This is a genomic window from Oxobacter pfennigii (genome assembly GCF_001317355.1).
Classification (GTDB): domain Bacteria; phylum Bacillota; class Clostridia; order Clostridiales; family Oxobacteraceae; genus Oxobacter; species Oxobacter pfennigii.
On sequence record NZ_LKET01000021.1, the window covers coordinates 19473 to 40423 of the forward strand.

Consider the following 20951-nt stretch of genomic DNA (forward strand, 5'->3'; position numbering starts at 1 on the left):
TATGGCAAAGCTTTATGTTATAGGTATAGGTCCTGGCGGACGGGGAGATATGACCATAAGAGCATATGAAACCATAAAAAAATGTCCTGTAATTGTAGGGTATAATTATTATATAGATATTTTAGGGGATTTAACAGAAGGTAAAAAAATTGTAAAGACCGGCATGAGAAGCGAGGTTGAAAGATGCAAAATGGCGGTGGAGCAGGCTAAGGAAGGCTATGATACCTGCATGATAAGCACCGGAGATTCCGGCCTTTACGGCATGGCAGGGCCTATCTTGGAGCTGGCTGACGGAATTGAAGTTGAAATAATTCCTGGAGTGACATCTTCTTTTGCAGCAGCTTCGGAATTAGGCGCACCCATAATGCATGATTTTTGCACTATAAGCTTAAGCGATCTTTTAACTCCCTGGGAGGTAATAGAAAAAAGGCTGGAGCATGCGGCAGCTGCAGATTTTGTAATAGCCTTATATAACCCTAAGAGCAAGGGAAGGGAAGGCCATTTAAAAAAAGCAATTGATATCGTAATGAAATATAAGAAGTCACAAACTCCCGTAGGTGCGGTAAAAAATGCCGGCAGGGAAGGAAATGAAAGAAGAATTTTCAATCTCGAAACCATAGATTATGATTTTGTGGATATGAAGACTATCGTAATAATCGGAAACAACAGCACATATATAAAAGATAATTTCATCATAACTCCAAGGGGGTATATGATTTGATATGGATAATCGGGGGTACCAGTGAAGCTGTTGAACTGGTAAAGAGGCTTAGGGATAAGGTAAAGTATATTGTTACCTGTGCAACGGAAGGCGAAAGGGAATTTTTGCAGGATGAGAATTTAATTGTGTCCCGCCTCAATGAAGAGGGTATGGAAGGCTTGATAAAAAAGTATTCCGTTGACATGATAATTGATATGTCCCACCCCTATGCAGTAGAGGTTACTTCAAATGCCAGATTGGCTTCCCAAAGATGCGGCATAAAATATGTAAGGTTTGTGAGAGGCAAGTCGGATATAAATGACGAATGCATATTTTTAAGCTCTTATGAGGAGTGTATTGAGTATTTAAAGGATGTAAAGGGATGCGTATTCTTTACCACAGGCTCTAAAAATATTAAGGATTTTGAAAAGGTAAAGGGGGATAACAGGTTTGTATACCGGGTGCTCCCCTCCCTTTTAAGCATAGAAGAATGCGTAAAATACGGTGTTTTAATGAAGGATATAGTAGCTGTCTTGGGCCCTTTTTCAGAAGAAATGAATATTGCCATGTTCAAAGAATATAATGCGGATTATGTGGTGACAAAGGACAGCGGAAAAATAGGTGGTACAGAAGAAAAGGTCACTGCCTGCAAAAAGCTTGGCATAAAGCTTATTATAATTGGCAGGCAGGATGAAGATGGGATATACAGTATGGATGAAATCGAAAGAATCATCCTGCCATAGCCCCGATTATAAAAAAACCAATAAATGATAAAATCACTATAACATTAAATACCAATCCCAGGATGGAGAATATCTTCATCCTGTTTTTTTGAAATATACCTGCAATTCCAAGTATAAATCCTAAAAGGCAAAGCAAGGATGAACCAACTATTAAAAGAGCAAGAGCTCTATCCATAAAATAATCCTGAATAAGGCCTTCAAGCATATAATACATGCTGAAAAGACCAAATAACATTGTCAATGAGACCATTGAAATAACAAAGGATGCAATTCCAAAGCCCGAGTGCTTTTTTTCAGCTTGATAATCCATGGAAGCATCTGCTGTCAGTTCTTCTTCAGCAATTTCACTCAATACCGCATCCCTGTATTCAAAAAGATATCCTATACCATGAGGCTTTTTGCGTAAAAGATATAGGGCAGTCGGAGCCAGTATGAATCCGGGTATCAATATCCACAATATGCTTACATCGGCGTTGAGGTAGACCATTAAAAGCCTGGTAATAATGGTTGTAAAGCCGTTGTTGAGAATATGAACCAATATACTCATCCATAATGAGCCCGTCTTTATAAATACCCAGCCTAACATCAATCCGGAAACTGTGGCAGTCAAGGACTGTACAGGATTTAAATGAATAAGGCCAAAGAGCACGGAAGATATTATAAGAGCTTTTCTTACGCTGTAGTTTAACAACAATCCTCTTAATATTATGCCCCTGAATAATACTTCTTCGAATATGGGACCTAAGAAAACAATTGATAATATACCAAAGAAAGAGGTCATGCCTGTTTCAAAGAGCTGTTCATCCTGTGGATCTGAAGGTATAAACTGACTAACAAGCTGGGCGAAAAAAATTACAAAGCAATAGGTCCCTAAAAAAAGCAGCAATGAAAGCAGGATATTTAGTCTATGCTCAGGTTTTTTGAAAATGGTTTTTAAGCTGAGCTTGCTCTTGCGAAGGCCAATAAGGGCGGTAATGCCCGTTGTCAAAGTGGAAAGAGTAAATACTACGGGTACAAGGTTTGCATCGTCAAAGCCTGCTATCAGAGGAAATGCCATTAGAACTCCGGCAAGCACCTGAAGTAAAAAGGATATAAGGACTAATATAACGGATTGAGATACTTTAGGATAAAAATAATGTCTCAAATATAATACAACTCCTTATGATTTATAATAAAGCCTTATATTTATATAATAGATTATATATGAAAAATAATACTAAGTTTTTTATTAATAAATTTACAATAAAAGTAAAGAAATGCCGCCGGCTCAGCCGACGGCATTATACATTAATATGTCTCTACAAACAATTCAAAATAAGATTGAGGATGGGCGCAGGCAGGACATAAATCAGGAGCAGAAGCTGCCTCATGGACATATCCGCAGTTTGTGCATTTCCACATAACTCTTTCATCTTTTGCAAATACCTTGTCCTTATCTATGTTTTCGGCAAGCTTTAAGTATCTTGCTTCATGCCTTTTTTCCGCTGATGATATTGTTAAAAATACCTTTGAAATCTCATCGAAACCTTCCTCACGGGCTACTTTTGCAAACTCGGGATAAAGCATTGTCCATTCCTCGTTTTCACCGTGAGCCGCAGCTTTGAGGTTTTCTACAGTTGTAGTCTGAGCAACGGGAAAGGATGCCGTTATTTCAATCTCCTGAGGAAGCTCTCCCTGGAATCCTTCCAGTAAAAATTTATAAAATCTTTTTGCATGCTCTTTTTCATTGTCGGCAGTTTCAATAAAAATATTTTTTATCTGCTTGTACCCTTCTTTATCAGCAACAGATGCATAAAATGTGTAACGATTTCTTGCCTGAGATTCTCCGGCGAAGGCTTTAAGCAAATTTTCAGCAGTCTTTGTACCTTTTAAACTATTCATAAATTACCTCCAGTAAAACTATTTTTTAACATTGTATCATGAATTTTAATTTGTAAAATTCATGTCGCAATAAATCCCGAAAGGATTTATTATATCATAAAAATTACTTCGTAATTTTTATGTCAAAAATAATTTAAAATGGCTACACCATTATAAATTATTGTATCATACATCACCTTCAAAGTCTTTATTCAGTTGATTATAAAATGTATATAATGGAACAATTAAAATATAAGAACCAATCAAATGCGAATGACTTGCATTTGCCATTTATAAATGCTATACTACTTTATGAAAAAGTATGCTTTTAAATTGAAATATAAAAGGTTTAAAGAGGTGTGGATATCGATGAAGAGCAAAATAAAAAGTGTTGTAAGCATTATGATGACAATACTCCTGCTGGTTGCTTCCGGATGCAGCAGCACTAAAGATGCGGGGCAAAACAAAGATAATGAACAACCATCTTTGGATGCACAGCAGAAGAAATTAATTGTATATACGAGCATATATCCAATGTATGATTTTGCACAAAATATAGGCAAGGATAAAATAGACTTAAGGCAAATGATACCTGCAGGTACTGAACCCCATGACTGGGAGCCTACAGCTAAAATTATGGCAGACATTGAAAAAGCAGATGTATTAATATATAATGGAGCCGGTATGGAACCCTGGGCAGAAAAACTGGTTGAATCCATAAATAATAAAGACCTCATCATAGTTGATACCTCAAAGGGTATAGAACTTTTAACAAATGCAGAGGATGAGCATGAGGAGGAAGAGGAGGAAGATGCTCATGGCGAATATGACCCTCATCTGTGGCTGGATCCCTTGACTGCAATAAAGCAGTCCGAGAATATAAAAAATGCCTTTGTTGAGGCTGATGCAGACAACAAGGATTTTTATGAAGGTAATTACAACGAATTTACAGATAAATTAAATGCTCTGGACAGTAAATACAAGGAAGAGCTTGTGAACTTAAAGCACAAGGAATTTGTAGTGGCTCATGCAGCTTTTGGATATTTGGCTCAAAGATATAATTTGGAGCAGATATCCTTGAGAGGAATAAATTCACAGGATGAGCCAAGCTCGAAAGAAATGAAAGAAATAACCGAAATATTAAAGAGCAAAGAAATTAAATACGTATTCTTCGAGACTCTGACCAGCCCAAAATTGTCTCAGGCTCTTGCAGGCGAGGTAGGAGCAAAGACAGAAGTCTTAAATCCCATGGATGGGCTAACGGACGAAGATATTAAATCAGGAAAAAATTATTTATCCATTATGGAGGATAATCTGTCAGTATTGAAGAAAGCATTGGGAGAATAATTTATGAAAGCAGTTTGTGTAAGGGATGTTTCTTTTGGATATAGCGAAGGCCTGGTTCTGGATAACATCAATTTTACAATAGAAGAAGGGGATTACATAGGAATTGTGGGGCCTAACGGCTCGGGTAAAAGCACCCTTTTAAAATTGATGCTGGGTATAATGAAGCCCCAAAAAGGAACTATAGAAATTTTCGGTCAAAATATAAGTTCATATAAGGGCTGGGGGAAAATAGGATATGTTCCCCAAAAAGCAGCCTCTTTTAATACAAGCTTTCCTGCCACCGTCGAAGAGGTGGTGGGAGCTAATCTTTTTTCAAAGATAGGCTTGTTCAAGCCCATTAAGAAAAGTGATTTGGATTTGGTATATAAATACTTAGATATCGTGGGCATGAGGGAATATTCAAAAAGGCTTATAGGCAATCTCTCAGGCGGCCAGCAGCAAAAGGTTTTCATAGCAAGGGCTCTGGTCAGCTCTCCTGAAATGATATTTTTGGATGAGCCTACGGTAGGAATAGACGTGAAATCCCAGCAGGAATTCTTTGAGTTATTAGACAGGCTTAATAAGGAATTGAAAATAACCATAGCCATAGTGTCCCATGATATAGGCGTTATAACACAAAAGGTAGGCACCGTTGCCTGCCTTGGAAACAAAAAAATAGCCATACATGAAAATACTGCGGATGAGCATGCCCTAAAGGACATGCTAAGGGATTTATACGGTGATAATATGAGAATTCTCTTACACGAACATTAAAAGGAGCAACAAATTATGCTTGATATGCTGCAATATGGTTTTATGCAAAGGGCCTTGATAGCCGGGATAATAATAGGTGTTTTATGCCCCTTAATCGGGATATTCATAGTTTTAAGAAGGATGTCCATGATAGGTGACAGTTTGTCTCATGTGGCGCTGTCGGGAATAGCAGCCGGGGTGCTTTTAAATGTTTATCCATTATATATGGCATTGGCTTTTTCCATAGCTGCCGCCCTTGCAATGGAGAAGTTAAGAAAAAGCTATGAACATTATGCCGAACTGGCAATAGCAATAATTCTTTCGGCTGGAATAGCTGTAGCCGTTGTGCTTATAAGCCTTGGAAAGGGCTTTAATGTGGATTTGTTCGGCTATCTTTTCGGCAGCATTACAACGGTTTTAAAGGAAGATTTATGGATGATATTAATCCTTGGTGTAATCATCATCCTAGCCGTAGGATTATTATACAAAGAGCTTTTTTACATAGCTTTTGATGAGGAATCTGCAAGATTATCGGGCATTCCCGTAAAGGGGATAAATATATTTTTCATCATAATAACAGCTGTTACAATAACCATATCCATGAGGATTGTAGGGATACTTTTGGTTTCATCTTTGATGGTAATACCCGTTGCGGCCAGCCTTCAGGTGGCAAAGAGTTTTAAGCAAGCTTTCGTTTTTTCGGTTTTATTTGCCGAAGTGTCCATTATATCAGGTATAACAATATCCTACTATATGGAACTTGCCTCCGGCGGTACCATTGTGCTAGTATCAATAATAATACTCCTTACGATTATAGCAGCAAAAAGCCTTAAGAAAACAATCATAAATAACAAAAGTACATCATACTAACATATAAGTAACAACAATCCTAATTTAGTCGGGAGGAGATGTTTTGATAGAGAGCTTTTCTACGGTATTTATAAGCATAATATTAGAAGCAGTACCTTTTGTTATGATAGGAGCCTTTGTATCTTCCGTAATTCAGGTTTTTGTATCGGAGCAAACCATATCAAGGATAATTCCTAAAAATAAACTCCTGGGGTTATTGATGGCATCTTTAATGGGAATAATATTTCCAGTATGCGAATGTGCCATAGTGCCTATTATGAGAAGACTTCTTAAAAAAGGGGTTCCTTTGGATATATCCATCACTTTTATGCTGGCAGTGCCCATAGTAAACCCCGTAGTTTTGGCATCTACATATTATGCCTTTTCGGATAAACCTTATTTCGTACTTTTAAGAGGCGGAATGGGGCTTATAGCCGCAATACTTGTAGGTTACATAGTATCTGCAATACAGGATAAAGAAAACCCTTTGAAAGATGAGCATCATGAACATTCGGACGAGGACTGCAGCTGCGGACATCATCATGAACATAATCATGACAACCATGGTCATGAGCATCACGACCACGGTCACAAAAGGGGCTGGCTTTCAATGGTCTCAGAGGTAATAGAGCATACAGGCTCAGAATTGTACGACGTAGGCAAAATGCTGATAATCGGAGCCTTTTTAGCATCCATCATGCAGACCTTTGTTCCGAGAAGCTTTATACTTTCAATAGGCAGGGGAACTATATCATCCACCTTAGTAATGCTTGCAATGGCTTTCATACTGTCCCTTTGCTCAGAGGCCGATGCCTTTATAGCCAGAACCTTTGCAGGGCAGTTTACACAAGGTTCCATCGTTGGATTTCTTATATTCGGACCTATGATAGATATAAAAAATACCTTGATGTTATCAGCAGGCTTCAAAGGGAAGTACATATTAAGGCTCGTACTTGTCATAGCGGCAGTATGCTTCTCCCTTGCATCCATAGCCAATTTATTCGTATTTTAGGAGGTGGTTTCAATTGAAAAAAATCAATGTAAATGAATTAATATGGTTCATCATACTTACAGGTTTTACAGTATATCTGTATATGCTGATTTCAACAGGAAAAATAAATACCTTTATACATCCTAAAATGCTAAGCTACGTATATTTTTCGCTGGGTGTTTTTGCCCTATTGTCGGTTTTTCAGCTCAAGAAAATTTTTAGAAAGAGCTATAGCAAAAGCATTAAACCAGGGTTCTTAATATTCTTAGCTCCTTTGATTTTAGGCTTTGCGGTAAATCCCGGCGGATTGAATTCCGATATCATTGGGAAAAAAGGCATTACAATTTCGCAAAACAACAGTATTGCACAAGCTCAGCAGGCTAATGATAATATCAGCGAAAGTACTTTTGAGAATAATACAACAGCAAGAAGCAACGAGGATAAGTTCAATTTCCCTGAAGTTCGAATTGAAATCAATGAAAGCAATTTCGTAATGGAAACGGATGACATATACTTAAATGCCGAAGCCTTGCAGGGTAAGGAAGTTTCTATATCCGGCTTTGTATATACCGATGAAGGCTTCAAGCAAAATCAATTTGTCACAGCCAGAATGCTTATGGCATGCTGTGCTGCCGATACCGAGGTTATTGGCTTGCTGTGCCAAGTAGATGAAGGCAGCATGCCGAAAAAAGACCAGTGGATTAAAGTAACTGGCAAGCTTTTCATGACAAAACACGTTCAGACATACACCCAGGAAGAGATAGAAATACCCGCAATATTGGTAGATAACATAGAAAGTATACCAACGCCTGAAATACCTTACGTATATCCATAAGTGTATAATTATATAATCAGGTATAGATGTTTAGCATTCACTAGTCTATTATAGATGTGGATGCTTTTTTTATTAGATGGGAAGGTGAAAATACATGACTGTAGAAAAAATTTTAAATATGATTGGCGAGGAACTGGCGGGTATTCCAGGCATTATAGGGGTTGTTTTAGGAGGTTCAAGAGCAAGAGGTACTAATCAACCTGATTCTGATATTGATATCGGAATATACTATGATGAATCAGAAGGTTTTAAAGTCAGTGAAATCAGTAAAATTGCCGAAAAAATAGATGATGAACATAGAGAGAATATTATTACATCTTTAGGAGAATGGGGTCCATGGGTAAATGGCGGAGGATGGCTTTATGTTCAGGGGTATCATGTAGATTTTTTATTCCGTAATATAAAACGCGTATCCCAGGTAATTGATGACTGCTTAATGGGAAAGGTTTCTCCAAATTATCAGACTGGACATCCCCATGCTTATATAAATGTTATGTATATGGGAGAGATATCCATTTGCAAGGTATTAGTTGATTCAAAGAATTATATTTCTGAACTGAAAGCAAAAACTATACCGTATCCAAAGAATTTAAAAAATGCAATGATTGGATATTTTATGTTTGAAGCATCCTTTTCTCTAATGTTTGCTAAAGCCAATATAGATAAGGATGATATTTCATATGTTTGCGGCCATTGCTTCCGGAGTATTTCCTGTCTTAATCAAGTTATATTTGCTTTGAATGAGGAGTATTGCATTAATGAGAAAAAGTCTGTTAAAATGATTGATGGCTTCAAGATTAAACCACAGGATTACAAGATAAAAATAGATGAAGTTATTACCTTAATTTCTTCAAGCAAGGATAATACAATAAGAGCAGCAAATATACTTCAGGGACTTATTAATGAAGCAAAGGAGTTAATTTAATATAAAACCTTTCCGTATATTTAAAAGTTTTATATGCTGATAATAAAATTCATGTCAGGAGCTACTCATATCTTTTGTATTAGAGAAAGAGGAAGACGGTATCAGAGTTTCAACTAATATGGAAGGATTGAATATGTCATTAGCTAATTTGAAAGCCTTAATAGAAGGAAAAGAAATTCCTTATATTTAAAACTTGAATAATTCGTATATTTTTATTATCCCAAGCAAAGACTCATATATCGCTACTTCGGAATTAGAGAGGCAATAATGGATTGGGAAAAAGAAAGTGAAATGTTTGACCAAACATCAGAATATTATGATACATTTGGCACTAGTTATCCTATGGATATTGTTGATAAAATAATAGACGTAACCAAGATCAGTAGTCATACAAAACTTACATTTTTTACGGCTCTCAATATGGTATGCAATATGATGCTAATTCTCAAAATTCCGAAATGCTTCTTGTATTAATAAAGATGCGATAGCTGGTTTAGCAAAGGCGAAAGCTGATTGCAAAACCATGTGGTCAATCGATATTGATGTTTTGGATTTGTTCAGAGGGAAAGGTCTTGCTGCTCCTATGGTAAATATGCTGACGCTTGAAGTATTAAGACGAGGATTAATAATAAATTATTGGAGTGATTAATATGGTTATTTTTTCCGCAATACTTATGACAGTATGGATTTGTTATATATATTTTTTCATTTCTAAGAAATTGTCAGCATACTTTGTTAGGAAGTTTAAACTCAACGAAACTCATGAAGATAATTACCCTTATGAATATGCACCTGTTGTTGGCCTTCTTGTTACCTACCCTATTATTGGACAGTCTTTGGCATTTGTACTTTTTATCGGTGCGCCTATAGGCTTCATTATAGGATTCGGTAATACCTTCAACCTTGATTATATTAGCGGATTTATTGCGATATCCTTTTTTGAGATTTTTCTCGGGACATTAGTAAGGACAATAACTAAAAAATATTGAATATCATATGTATATTGTTTTAGGAACTATAAGAGAACAAAATTTAAAGCAATATAACTCTGTACAGCTGATTTCCAAAATGGTGAACTTATAAGGGAATTATGATAAGCGAGCATTATGGGGGTGGATTTGGATAATTTTAAACAGGGACAAACTTCAGGTATATATCAAATTGATGATATTAAGGTCGGTTTTAGAATTTGTTTTGAGGTTCGATTCCCGGAATAATTAGAGAGCTATTTAAAGAAAATGTAGAAATATGCTTTGTGAGTTTTTGTGATGTTTCAAATGAAGATTCTATGGAAAGATATGATATGATTAAAGCTCACCTTATAACAAGAGCCGTGGAGAATGTTATGACTGTAATATCAGTTAATAGCACATCTCATTATCAAACAGCACCAGCAGCAGTCATAGATATAAAGCACAGAACATAAAAGCAGGTTTAATAAATAAGGAGAAAGAAATGAAAAAAATTGCAGTATTCATAAAGGATTTTACTAAATTTCATAAAATTATTATAGTGTCGATAACTTGCTTTTCTTTATTCACTTTTTATAATTATATGCAAAGTAAAGCAAGAGGAGAGCAAACATCGGATGCTATGAACAACGCCATTATAAATGATATGAAATTAATGAATACTATGTTTCCGGACCAAAAGTTTATAAATCAAGGGAAATATTATAATACCGGAGAAAGAAAAAGTTACTTTATTGAGGGTATAATTCCCGGGTCATTTGTTAATGAAGGTAATGATGAATTGTTGGTTATTGCTCGCAGGCCATCGGATGAATTAAGCCATGCAGAAGGTTTTTATAATGCCTATATGGCTGTTTTTGATAATTCAAGCAGTAAATTGGTCAGTGAGGTTAAATTATTTAGCGTAGATGAAGGAAGCTACCGTATATTTGACAGCCAGGGAATTTCTTATATATTTTTCGCAGGAAGCACTACATATCAGGGATGGGAAAATTGGTATGGAGGCTTATGGCAAGCAGGCCCCGAATGGACAATGAAATGGCCAAAAGATATAGAGAATCAGGAGTATTATGACTTTTGGGAAAATAGAGCCGTAAAAATTGGAACAGATGATATTGAAATATTAGAGAGAAAGGTATTGCCTATAAAAAATAATGGTCAAATTATACCGGACTATACGTGGGAATATTCCGAAAAGCTCTTATGGGATAAACAGGGTAGAAGTTTTAAAGAAATGGAATAACATCAGGGAGTATGCTTGGGAACTTTTAAAGAAAAGTAATAAGCGTTTAAGTTGAATGGAAACCGCGGTCTCTGACCTGATCACGACATTTCGTGGTCAGGTCTTGTACTTGTGGATTATGGCATAATAGGCAACGTCGCTGGCAATCCTCATGGCACTCCTTAGAGCGCCCTGTATCCATCCATTTTTGGGAGAAGTATGATCACCTGTGAAAAACACCCTGTTATTATATTCCGGAGTTGAAGAAACTTCCAAAAATTCCCTCTTCTGCCCTGGCAGGAAAAATTGAAATGCGCCGGAAAAAAATGATTCTCTTGTCCAATTGACAGTTTTAGAATCAATAATTATTTTATTTTTATGCAAATACCATCTTGGAAGCCCATGGACTAGTTCAACTTTGGTTCCAATGATATGATACTGGCTTATTGGAGGGAGGTTTCCGATTATACCGGCATCATTTCCTATATTGTATGAAGCTGTGAGTACACCCGGTTCATCGGGAGAATGATTAGAATCATTTTCAGTGCAGAGTGCATGGTCTTGAGGATATTCTATCATTCCTATAGTTTCATCTGTTATAGATGATCCTCTAAATATTCCCTGTTTCTCCCAGAAGCGGTTCCGGCATAAGAAAAGTGTCTTTTGAGCGTCCTGATAATATATCTCTTTAAATGCCTGCATTTTTCTTTGACTGAAATCAGGAGAAAACTCAAAAACCCTCAATATTGTAAAGGGTAAAGCACATATAACATAATCAAAGTCTTCATAAATATCTTCCAGCACAGGTACTTTTCTATAACGCACAGTTATTTTTCCCTCTTTATCTGATTGCGTAATACCATTAGCAACAAATCCAGCCTTCCAGGTGACTTTACCCAGAGCTTCCCTTGGTATGCCGGCATATTCTTTGGGATTAGGTGAAATTAAGGAATTATAAAAGGCAAGGGGAAGGTTGACCATTCCTCCAGCAATAGAATATAAATTTTGATAATCTATAGTATACTCACTATGAAGTTCTGATTCGTAGCTGTTGCCAATCAATCCTCCTAATGAAGGCATTAAACCGGTAATTAGATTTATAGCTTCACTGCTTAGCCCATATCTCTCCATAGCTTGCCTTGTACTTATATCTTGCAGCATTTCTATTTGATAGTTATACCTCGGCAATATCATGAGGAGCTGCCTTCTTATCTCGGGCGGGAGGGTGGATAGATAATGTTTAGTTACTTGATTATAAAGCTCCGGCCATGGAGTTTCTGCTTCCTTCAAGTTTAAATTGAAGCGGGGGTAGACGCTATTAAAAACACCTTCACCTTTAGGGTCAGTTCGTATCCTTATACCCCTGATATATATATAGGCATTTGAATTTGATGAAATTATTGGCTTTGTATCTAACTTGAACAAGTTGATGTAATGCCATACTGTGTCGTGGGATGCAGGTATTCTTCCTGCTCCAAGCTCTCCATAAAGCTTTTTTTCTTTGTCAAAATAATGAGTGTATATTCTACCCCCAACTCTTTCAGTATTAGGTTCAAAAACAGTAATATCAAATCCTAGTTTTCTAAGTTCAAAGGCCGCAGTCATGCCTGCAACACCGCCACCTACAATACCTACCCTTAAACCCTTAAATTCACCGGGATTTGTGTGGCGTGTTATTTCCGGAGGGGGGCTAATAGGCAGTATAATGTTCTCATAGTCTTCAAGTCTTCCTTCTTCAATAAGTGCATTACGAAGCATTTCGTGTCTTTGCTCATCTGTGGGGTTATCAGGTAAGGTAACTGCAGTTTGGCGCATATATGAGGGCTTCATATACATACAAGAAGACTCACTTCTAAATTCATAATATTGCTCTATCATATGATTATTGCCTATTATGTGTGAAGACTTTATAAGTATTATCAAATAAGAAAGAAGCACACTACACATTGCGTCTTTAACTTACCATTTATAAACAATTAAATATTCCTTAAATAAAAACCCAAGTTTGTGTAAACCTGGGTTACTTCTTATTTATTTTTTCGCATTCCCTGCAATAGCCGTAGAGCTCAAATTTGTGGTCAGTAAGAGTGAAGTTTTTATTGTTAAGCTTTGTGTTTAATTCTTCTAAGGGACAGAAGTCTATTGATTCGGTCTTTCCGCATCCCCTACAAATTATATGATGATGGTGGCTGTCGGTATCCGCAAGCTCATAGACCGAAGCATCGCTGTTGAGCTTGGTTAAGTGAATAATACCGGTATCCTCCAGTATATTTAAATTTCTGTATACTGTGGAAAAATTGGTGTCAGCATGCTTCTCGCGGGTTTTTATAAATATATCCTCTGCTGTCAAAAACCTGCCTTTTTGTTCAAAGAGCACCTCTATAATAGCTTTCCTCTGATTAGTCAGCTTGTAACCCTTTTCTTTAAGCTTGTTTTCCAAAATCTCTACGTCGGACACTTGTCTCAACTCCTAATTAACTATGTAAGAACTCTTAATAATAGTATAATATAAGTAACTTTTTTAAGAATTATTAATTACATTATACTATTATTGTCAATGATTGTATATGAGGCAATTGATACGGCTTGTTTCAATATACTCTGGAGGTAGCCATGAGTTTAAGGTTTATTATGGGAAGAGCAGGCACAGGAAAAACCGAATACTGTTTAAGGGATATAAAAGCAACAATTCAGGGTGAGGATAATTCCAAAGCCATTCTTCTTGTACCCGAAGATTACTCCTTTCAAGCAGAAAAAAGACTGCTAAAGACCGTCGGCATAACCGGACTTGCCAAAGCGGAGGTTTTAAGCTTTAAAAGGATGGCTTACAAAGTGTTTGCACAGTGCGGCGGATTGACCAGAAAGCATATGAATACCGCCGGAAAATATATGCTTTTATACAACATATTAAAAAGGCTAAAGGGGCAATTTGAAATATACGGCAAGGCGGCTGGGGAGCAGGGCTTTATAAAGACCATGTCCGATATGATAACCGAGCTTAAAACCTACGGAATCACCCCTGAGATGCTGAAAAATACATTGGAAAATTTGCAGGATAATGAAATATTGTGGAGCAAAACTCACGATATAAGCCTTATATATGAGGAATTTGAAAAAGAGCTTCACAAAGAATATATAGACAGCGATGATGATTTGTCCATGCTTAATGACAAGCTTAATAACTGTACATTGTACGATGGTGCTGAAATCTGGGTGGACGGGTTCTCCATGTTAACACCCCAGCAGCTTATGATAATCAAAAAGCTTTTATTAAAGGCCAGAAAAGTCAATATAACTCTTTGCTTAGCGATTGAAAAGGGAAATACGGATAAGTTTTATCCTATTGAAAATATGAGAGACAGACTTTTAAGGATGGCAGAAATGACAGAAATAAAAGCAGAGGAGCCGGTTGTATTGAACAATGCCCCTTTTCGTTTTATGGAAAGCAATTCCCTTGGCCATCTTGAAAAAAACATATATACCTATCCATTTGATAGATTTGAAGAAGAGACAGGGGATATAAGCATTTTTAAATCGGTGAACAAGTATTCTGAGGTACAATATGCAGCCAGGGACATTATAAGACTGTGCAGGGATGAAAATTACAGGTATGGAGATATAACGGTTGTCACAAAGGATTTGGAAGGTTATGAAAAGCTTATCGGTGCCATATTTACCGAAAACTCCATTCCTTACTATATAGATAAAAAAAGGGATATATTAAGCAATCCTATAATAGTGCTCATATTATCCGCTATGGAGATACTTATAAAAAACTGGTCCTATGAATCGGTGTTCCGCTATTTAAAGACGTATCTTACAGGAATTTTAAGGGAGGATATAGACATAATTGAAAACTATGTGCTATCCTGCGGCATAAAAGGAAAGCGGTGGGTGGACCAAAAAGAGTGGGATTATTGGCCGGATAAGGGAATAGATGAGGAATTAAGCGAGGATGCAAAGGAAGCCTTGGCAAAGATTAATATAATAAGATACAAGATAATTTGCCCCCTGCTGGATTTTTATAACGAAGCAAGGGGAAAGAAAAAGGCAGTGGAAATATCAAAGGCACTCTTTGAATTTTTATGTGTCATGGGCGTACCCGGAACCATAGAAAATCAGGTTGAAAAGTTTAAAAACCAAGGTGAGCTATCCTTTGCCGATGAATACGGAAAGGTGTGGAATTTGCTCGTGGATGCATTGGAGCAGATATCTGAGGTAATGGGAGATAATTTGATGACTCTCGAGGAATTTACCGATGTGTTCACCATAGGACTTAATGAATATAAAATCGGGCTTATTCCGCCTTCCATAGACCAGGTGTCCGTAACAAGCGTGGAGCGGCTTAAAAGCCATGAGGTAAAGGCATTGTATTTACTGGGGGTAAATGACGGTATTTTTCCGGTTGGTGCAAAGGAAGAAGGCATATTATCCGACAGTGAAAGGGAGGCTTTAAAAACACTTGGTTTAGAGCTTGCTCCTAATACAAGGGAGACATTGTTTGAAGAGCATTATACGGTGTACTCCACATTTTCCATGCCATCGCATATTTTAAAAATATCCTACCCTATAGCCGATCACGAAGGTAGGACAATGAGGATGTCTCAGGTCATTCAGGTTATTAAAAAGATTTTTCCCAATATAAAAGAGGACAGTAATATCATATCTGATGAAAGTGAGGAAGGACAGATAAAGCTTGTGGCAGGCCCTGTATCCACCTTTAATGAGCTTATTTTTGCAGTCAAGCGCAAGGAAATTACCGGGGAAATAAGCGATCTATGGAGGGATGTTAAAAGGTGGTATTTAAAAGATAATAAATGGAGAGGTATGCTTAATTTCGCACTGTCAGCCAGGTACTACACAAACCAGGTAGAATCCTTAAGACCCGATAAAATAAAAAACATTTACGGAAAGCAGCTTAATTTCAGTATATCAAGGCTGGAGAAGTTTGCCCAATGCCCCTTTGCTTATTATGTGCAGTATGGTCTAAAGGCAAAGGAGAGAAGGATTTACGAATTAAGCCCTCCGGATATCGGAACATTCCTGCATACAGTACTGGATAGATTTGCAGCCTTAATTGATAAAAGCAATATGTCTTGGAGGGATTTAGAGAAAAAATGGTGTGAGGAGACTATATCAGAAATAGTGGATGATACGGTAAATGAGGCCTCCGGTTCCATACTTTCAAGCTCTGCCAGGTATAAATATTTGAAGAACAGGCTAAAGAAGATAATACTAAGGTCGGTATGGCTCATTTCCATGCACATTAAAAAGGGAAATTTTGAGCCTAAAGGCCATGAGATAATATTCGGTCAGAGCAAGGAATATCCGCCTATAATCTTGACCCTTCCATCGGGGGAAAAAGTAAATCTAATAGGAAGGATAGACAGGGTGGATGAGCTTGAAACGGAAGAAGGAATATATGTCAGAATAATCGACTATAAATCGGGCAATAAAAGCTTTAATTTATCCGACATATATAACGGACTGGAGCTGCAGCTTTTGATTTATTTGGATGCCCTGTTGGAATATGAATCAAAAAAGACCGGCAAGAAGGCCTTCCCCGGAGGCATATTGTATTTTAAAATAGACGATCCTATGATATCCACAGAAGGTGAGTTATCTTTAGAGGAAATAGAGACGGAGATTATGAAAAGGCTCAAGATGAAGGGGCTTTTACTATCTGATGTGAGGATTATAAAGCAGATGGATAAGGACATGGACAAAAGCTCCCTTATAATACCTGCCATGATTAAGGCTGACGGTACCTTAAGCGCTGCCTCGTCGTCAGCTGATGCGGAGAATTTTGATGACTTAAGAAGCCATGTAAGAAAGTTGATTATTAGCCTTTGCGAGGATATGCTTTTAGGTAACATAACCATAAAGCCTTACAAAAAGGGTAAGAACACTCCCTGCGATTTTTGCAGCTATAAATCCATATGCAGGTTTGATGTTACCATAAGGGCAAACAGCTACAGAGTGATTAAGGACAAGAGCAGGGATGAAATATGGGATGCCTTGAAGCAGGAAGGAGGCGGCATATGAGCAGTGCAAAGTGGACCCTTGAACAGAAAAAAGCAATAGAAGCGAGAAACAGTAACCTCCTTATAGCCGCTGCTGCCGGCGCCGGAAAGACTGCCGTACTGGTCGAGAGGATAATTCAGAGAATAATGGATGCCGATAATCCCGTTGATATAGATAAATTGCTGGTGGTGACCTTTACAAACGCGGCAGCTTCTGAGATGAGAGAGAGAATAGGCAATGCCATATCAGGAGTTTTAGAGAAACAGCCGGATTCCCAAAAACTCCAAAGGCAGATGGCACTATTGAGCCGTGCTCACATAACCACAATACACAGCTTTTGCCTTGAAGTCATAAGAAGCAATTTTCATATGCTGGATTTGGACCCGGCTTTTAAAATAGCCGACGAAACAGAATCGGTATTATTAAAGCAGGAAGCCATGGAAGAGGTATTTGATGAAAGGTATGAAGAGGGCCTAAATGAGGGCTTTCTAAACCTGGTGGACAGCTTCGGGGGTAACAAAAGCGATAATTCTCTAAAAGAGATGGTGCTTAAATTATATGGTTTTTCTCAGGCCATGCCCTACCCTGAGGAATGGCTTTATGAGGTGGCGGAAAGATTTGATGTGGATGGCGATTTTGATTTTGACTCCTCCATATGGGCGGATATTTTAAGGGAAGACATTAAAATTGAGTTATCAGGCATCATAAGCAATATGAAAAAGGCGGCGGACATGCTAGATGGCGCTTCCGGCCTTGAAAATTATTACGAACATATTTTAAATGAATACAGGGCCTTGCAGGAAATAGAAAATAAAAGTAGCGGTTCCTGGGATGAATTAAGAGACATTATTAATTCCTTTGAATTTGAAAGGCTTCCCCGGGTTAAGAAAGAGGCTGACAAAGAGGTTCAGGAGATTGCGAAGGACCTAAGAGATTCTGTTAAGGAAGCTTTAAGAAAAAGCCGGGATGTATTAAAGCTTACTTTGGATGAAATAAAGGAACAGATGAAAAAAATGCATCCTGATATGAAGGCATTGGTAAATACAGTTGTGCTTTTTTCTCAAAGGTATAACCTCAAGAAAAGAGAAAAGGGAGTAATAGATTTTAACGACATAGAGCATTACTGCATACAAATACTCACCCAAAGAGAAGGGAAAATTGTCACGCCTTCAAAGGCGGCAGTGAGATATCGTGACGAATTTGAAGAGATTTTAATAGATGAGTATCAGGACAGCAACATGGTTCAGGAGCTTATTTTAACGAATATTTCAAAGGTGCCTGTAGGCCAGTACAATATATTCATGGTTGGGGATGTAAAGCAGAGCATTTACAGGTTCCGCCAGGCAAAGCCAGAGCTCTTCCTTCATAAATACAATACATATTCCGATGACGATAATGGGAAGAAAAGAAGGATACTACTTTATAAAAACTTCAGGAGCAGGAAGGAAGTAATCGGCGGCGTTAACTATGTATTCAAAGGCTTGATGTCAAAGACAATAGGAGAGCTTGAATACACGGATGATGAAAAGTTAAATCCGGGAGCTGATTATCCGGAAATTGAGGATGAAGAGGCTTTGTGCGGAGGGCCTATTGAACTTCATATAATCGAGTCAGACAAGGTAGAAGAAGAGGAAGAGGAAAATGAGGATGAAGAGGTAGTTGAGGTGGATGAGGAACAGGAGGATATAGATAGCGTTCGATTAGAAGCTATGATGGTGGCAGAGAGGATTAATAATTTATTATATAGAAATGGGCAAAAGAGCTTTAAGGTATATGATAAAAACATAAATGGTTATAGGCCGGTGGAATACAGGGATATTGTAATACTTATGAGGGCCACATCCTCCTTTGCGCCAATCTTTACGGAGGAACTTTTAAATGCCGGAATACCTGTATTTGCGGATACGGGAAGCGGATATTTTGATACCGATGAAATACAGACGGTTTTATCTCTTCTCATGATAATAGATAATCCCATGCAGGATGTACCCTTAATATCCGTTCTGCGCTCACCCATTGCCCCCTTCAGCCCGGAGGAACTGTTGGACACAAGGATGGCGGCCGCTAATAAAACCTTTTATGAGGCTATAAAGGAAAAGACAAAGGCAGAGGATGATTTGGGCAAGAAATGCCGTGAGTTTCTGGAGTTTCTTGAAAAGTTGAGGGATAAGGCTGTGAATATGCCTATTTCCGAATTTATTTGGTTTCTATACAATGAGACGGGCTATTATGCCTATGCCAGCGCCATGCCGGGGGGTATTCAAAGGCAGGGAAATCTGCGCATTCTCTTTGAAAGGGCAAGGGAATATGAAAGCACAAGCTTAAAAGGCCTTTTTAACTTTATAAATTTCATTAAAAAGCTTCAAAAAAGCAGCGGAGACATGGGGAGTGCTAAAATCCTGGGGGAAAACGAAAACGTGGTAAGGATTATGAGCATCCATAAGAGCAAGGGGCTGGAGTTTCCCGTTACAATTTTAAGCGGCTTAGGGAGAAAATTTAACATGAGGGATTTGAACAGCCCGGTGCTTTTTCACCATGAATTGGGCTTGGGGCCTGATTTTGTGGACAATAAGATGAGATACCGCTATCAGACCATTATAAAGCAGGCCTTGAAGAAGAAGATAAGGTTTGAGAGCTTATCTGAAGAGATGAGGATACTTTACGTTGCATTGACAAGAGCCCGGGAAAAGTTGATTTTGACGGGGACTGTTAACAATGTTGATAAGTTATGTGGATATTGTGGAAAAGCTGCTGATGGGCTGGGGATAAAAATTCCCGAATACCATGTTATAAATAGCAAAAATTTTCTTCACTGGATCTTCCCTGTCATTTTAAAGCACAGGAGCCTGAATGAATTAAGGGAGGCGGCTAATCTTATGGATATGCCTATGGAAGCCATAATCGATGACCCTTCACTTTGGGAAGTTAAATTCCATAAAATGAAGGATATTTTATCCTGCAGGAATGAAAAGGTCGAAGAAGAAACTGCCGTAATGGATGAGGCGGAAGAAGAGGAAGAGACAAGCCCTCTGGCCCATGAAGTTGTAAGAAGGCTTAATTGGGTATATGGCTATAGCTATGCTTCAAAGCTTCCGGCCAAGTTATCCGTCACTGAACTTAAAAAGAGAATGGGTACAAATATTGATGATGAATATACCCAAAGCATATTTGAGGAGCCTATAAATAAAACTCCTTCATTTATGAAGGAAAAGTCGGATTTATCCGCTTCTGAGAGGGGAACGGTGATGCACAGCATAATGCAGCACATGGATTTGGGTAAGATACTTAAGACTCAGGATGTGGAAGCATTAATCAAAGAGCTGGTTGACAGTGAACTCTTAACCGAAGTTCAGGCTAAGACGGTAAACATTAAAAAAGTAATTGAGTTTTTTGAATCTCCCATTGGCAAAAGGCTTAATTTTGCCAAAAATGTAAGAAGGGAAATGCCTTTTTATATGGAGATTGACAGCACAGAAGTGTTTAAAGGCTTGCCTTATGATAAATATAAGGATGAGAAAATACTTCTTCAAGGTATAATAGACTGCTATTTCGAAGAAGAAGATGGATTGGTACTCTTAGATTACAAGACGGATTATGTGAATGATGACAATTTAGAATTAATTAAGCAAAAATATAAATCTCAGATTGAATATTACAAAAATGCATTGGAGCAAATGACAGGCAAAAAAGTAAAGGAAAAATACATTTATCTTTTTTATAACGGGCAGGTTTTAAAATACTAAGTAAAGGGA

18 protein-coding genes are annotated in these 20951 nt (G+C 37.7%); 14 read left to right on the plus strand and 4 right to left on the minus strand.

All coding sequences use genetic code 11. The features are described 5' to 3' along the window. Nucleotide 1: 1 nt before the first annotated feature. Both cobJ and cobK read left to right on the plus strand, forming a co-directional pair. Nucleotides 2–721 (plus strand): precorrin-3B C(17)-methyltransferase, encoded by a 720-nt coding sequence (gene cobJ, locus OXPF_RS03205; RefSeq protein ID WP_054873762.1) that lies wholly within the window; start codon nucleotides 2–4, stop codon nucleotides 719–721. Next, on the plus strand, nucleotides 718–1443 hold the full coding sequence (gene cobK / locus OXPF_RS03210; protein WP_054873763.1) for a precorrin-6A reductase: 726 nt from the start codon (nucleotides 718–720) through the stop codon (nucleotides 1441–1443). The genes cobJ and cobK overlap by 4 nt, the downstream gene beginning before the upstream one ends. On the opposite strand, the gene OXPF_RS03215 is transcribed toward cobK, so the two are convergent. Both OXPF_RS03215 and rbr read right to left on the minus strand, forming a co-directional pair. Next, entirely contained in the window at nucleotides 1430–2587 is a 1158-nt protein-coding gene (locus OXPF_RS03215; RefSeq protein WP_054873764.1) for a CPBP family glutamic-type intramembrane protease, read from the minus strand. The two genes, cobK and OXPF_RS03215, sit on opposite strands and share 14 nt — an antisense overlap. Nucleotides 2588–2730: 143 nt before the next feature. Continuing rightward, the gene (rbr, locus tag OXPF_RS03220; protein ID WP_054873765.1) at nucleotides 2731–3324 is read right to left on the minus strand and encodes a rubrerythrin; all 594 of its coding nucleotides are present in this window, start codon (nucleotides 3322–3324) and stop codon (nucleotides 2731–2733) included. A gap of 348 nt (nucleotides 3325–3672) precedes the next feature. On the opposite strand from rbr, the gene OXPF_RS03225 reads away from it, so the two are divergent. The 10 genes from OXPF_RS03225 to OXPF_RS03265 all read left to right on the plus strand — a co-directional run bounded on the left by OXPF_RS03225 (nucleotide 3673) and on the right by OXPF_RS03265 (nucleotide 11196). Beyond that, the gene (locus tag OXPF_RS03225) at nucleotides 3673–4650 is read left to right on the plus strand and encodes a metal ABC transporter substrate-binding protein (protein WP_054873766.1); all 978 of its coding nucleotides are present in this window, start codon (nucleotides 3673–3675) and stop codon (nucleotides 4648–4650) included. Between the two features lie 3 nt (nucleotides 4651–4653). Further along, nucleotides 4654–5403, plus strand: a complete 750-nt coding sequence (locus OXPF_RS03230; protein WP_054873767.1) for a metal ABC transporter ATP-binding protein — start codon at nucleotides 4654–4656, stop codon at nucleotides 5401–5403. 15 nt (nucleotides 5404–5418) lie between these two features. Next, the gene (locus OXPF_RS03235) at nucleotides 5419–6252 is read left to right on the plus strand and encodes a metal ABC transporter permease (RefSeq protein ID WP_201779665.1); all 834 of its coding nucleotides are present in this window, start codon (nucleotides 5419–5421) and stop codon (nucleotides 6250–6252) included. 43 nt (nucleotides 6253–6295) lie between these two features. Continuing rightward, nucleotides 6296–7243: a permease gene (locus tag OXPF_RS03240; RefSeq protein ID WP_054873769.1), complete on the plus strand. Its 948-nt coding sequence runs from the start codon at nucleotides 6296–6298 to the stop codon at nucleotides 7241–7243. 13 nt (nucleotides 7244–7256) lie between these two features. Next, on the plus strand, nucleotides 7257–8057 hold the full coding sequence (locus OXPF_RS03245; protein WP_054873770.1) for a TIGR03943 family putative permease subunit: 801 nt from the start codon (nucleotides 7257–7259) through the stop codon (nucleotides 8055–8057). 94 nt (nucleotides 8058–8151) lie between these two features. After that, on the plus strand, nucleotides 8152–8982 hold the full coding sequence (locus tag OXPF_RS03250; protein ID WP_054873771.1) for a nucleotidyltransferase domain-containing protein: 831 nt from the start codon (nucleotides 8152–8154) through the stop codon (nucleotides 8980–8982). Between the two features lie 523 nt (nucleotides 8983–9505). Beyond that, the gene (locus OXPF_RS23295; RefSeq protein ID WP_278308338.1) at nucleotides 9506–9631 is read left to right on the plus strand and encodes a hypothetical protein; all 126 of its coding nucleotides are present in this window, start codon (nucleotides 9506–9508) and stop codon (nucleotides 9629–9631) included. A gap of 70 nt (nucleotides 9632–9701) precedes the next feature. Further along, nucleotides 9702–9971: a hypothetical protein gene (locus OXPF_RS03260; protein ID WP_160317139.1), complete on the plus strand. Its 270-nt coding sequence runs from the start codon at nucleotides 9702–9704 to the stop codon at nucleotides 9969–9971. A gap of 266 nt (nucleotides 9972–10237) precedes the next feature. After that, complete coding sequence (locus OXPF_RS22310) at nucleotides 10238–10408, plus strand: hypothetical protein (protein WP_160317140.1); 171 nt, start codon at nucleotides 10238–10240, stop codon at nucleotides 10406–10408. 29 nt (nucleotides 10409–10437) lie between these two features. Continuing rightward, a complete protein-coding gene (locus tag OXPF_RS03265; RefSeq protein WP_054873774.1) occupies nucleotides 10438–11196 on the plus strand; it encodes a hypothetical protein in 759 nt (252 codons plus the stop codon). Nucleotides 11197–11292: 96 nt separating this feature from the next. Here the strand turns inward: OXPF_RS03265 and OXPF_RS03270 are convergent, their stop codons facing one another. Together OXPF_RS03270 and OXPF_RS03275 are read right to left on the minus strand one after the other, a co-directional pair. Beyond that, nucleotides 11293–13005: a flavin monoamine oxidase family protein gene (locus tag OXPF_RS03270; RefSeq protein ID WP_242854307.1), complete on the minus strand. Its 1713-nt coding sequence runs from the start codon at nucleotides 13003–13005 to the stop codon at nucleotides 11293–11295. 190 nt (nucleotides 13006–13195) lie between these two features. Then, nucleotides 13196–13633: a Fur family transcriptional regulator gene (locus OXPF_RS03275; RefSeq protein ID WP_054873776.1), complete on the minus strand. Its 438-nt coding sequence runs from the start codon at nucleotides 13631–13633 to the stop codon at nucleotides 13196–13198. Nucleotides 13634–13788: 155 nt separating this feature from the next. Here OXPF_RS03275 and addB point away from each other — a divergent pair, with 155 nt between their 5' ends. Next, complete coding sequence (gene addB, locus OXPF_RS03280; RefSeq protein ID WP_054873777.1) at nucleotides 13789–17220, plus strand: helicase-exonuclease AddAB subunit AddB; 3432 nt, start codon at nucleotides 13789–13791, stop codon at nucleotides 17218–17220. After that, nucleotides 17217–20942, plus strand: a complete 3726-nt coding sequence (addA, locus tag OXPF_RS03285) for a helicase-exonuclease AddAB subunit AddA (RefSeq protein WP_054873778.1) — start codon at nucleotides 17217–17219, stop codon at nucleotides 20940–20942. Before addB ends, addA begins: the two co-directional genes overlap by 4 nt. Nucleotides 20943–20951: the final 9 nt, after the last annotated feature.

What these genes read in the sequence shown, in the direction of transcription:
- OXPF_RS03235 (WP_201779665.1), top strand. Translation starts at nt 5,419, where the DNA reads ATGCTTGATATGCTGCAATATGGTTTTATGCAAAGGGCCTTGATAGCC.
- OXPF_RS03225 (WP_054873766.1), top strand. Translation starts at nt 3,673, where the DNA reads ATGAAGAGCAAAATAAAAAGTGTTGTAAGCATTATGATGACAATACTC.
- OXPF_RS03270 (WP_242854307.1), bottom strand. Translation starts at nt 13,005, where the DNA reads ATGAAGCCCTCATATATGCGCCAAACTGCAGTTACCTTACCTGATAAC.
- OXPF_RS03230 (WP_054873767.1), top strand. Translation starts at nt 4,654, where the DNA reads ATGAAAGCAGTTTGTGTAAGGGATGTTTCTTTTGGATATAGCGAAGGC.
- addA (WP_054873778.1), top strand. Translation starts at nt 17,217, where the DNA reads ATGAGCAGTGCAAAGTGGACCCTTGAACAGAAAAAAGCAATAGAAGCG.
- OXPF_RS03265 (WP_054873774.1), top strand. Translation starts at nt 10,438, where the DNA reads ATGAAAAAAATTGCAGTATTCATAAAGGATTTTACTAAATTTCATAAA.
- cobJ (WP_054873762.1), top strand. Translation starts at nt 2, where the DNA reads ATGGCAAAGCTTTATGTTATAGGTATAGGTCCTGGCGGACGGGGAGAT.
- addB (WP_054873777.1), top strand. Translation starts at nt 13,789, where the DNA reads ATGAGTTTAAGGTTTATTATGGGAAGAGCAGGCACAGGAAAAACCGAA.
- OXPF_RS23295 (WP_278308338.1), top strand. Translation starts at nt 9,506, where the DNA reads ATGTGGTCAATCGATATTGATGTTTTGGATTTGTTCAGAGGGAAAGGT.
- rbr (WP_054873765.1), bottom strand. Translation starts at nt 3,324, where the DNA reads ATGAATAGTTTAAAAGGTACAAAGACTGCTGAAAATTTGCTTAAAGCC.
- OXPF_RS03250 (WP_054873771.1), top strand. Translation starts at nt 8,152, where the DNA reads ATGACTGTAGAAAAAATTTTAAATATGATTGGCGAGGAACTGGCGGGT.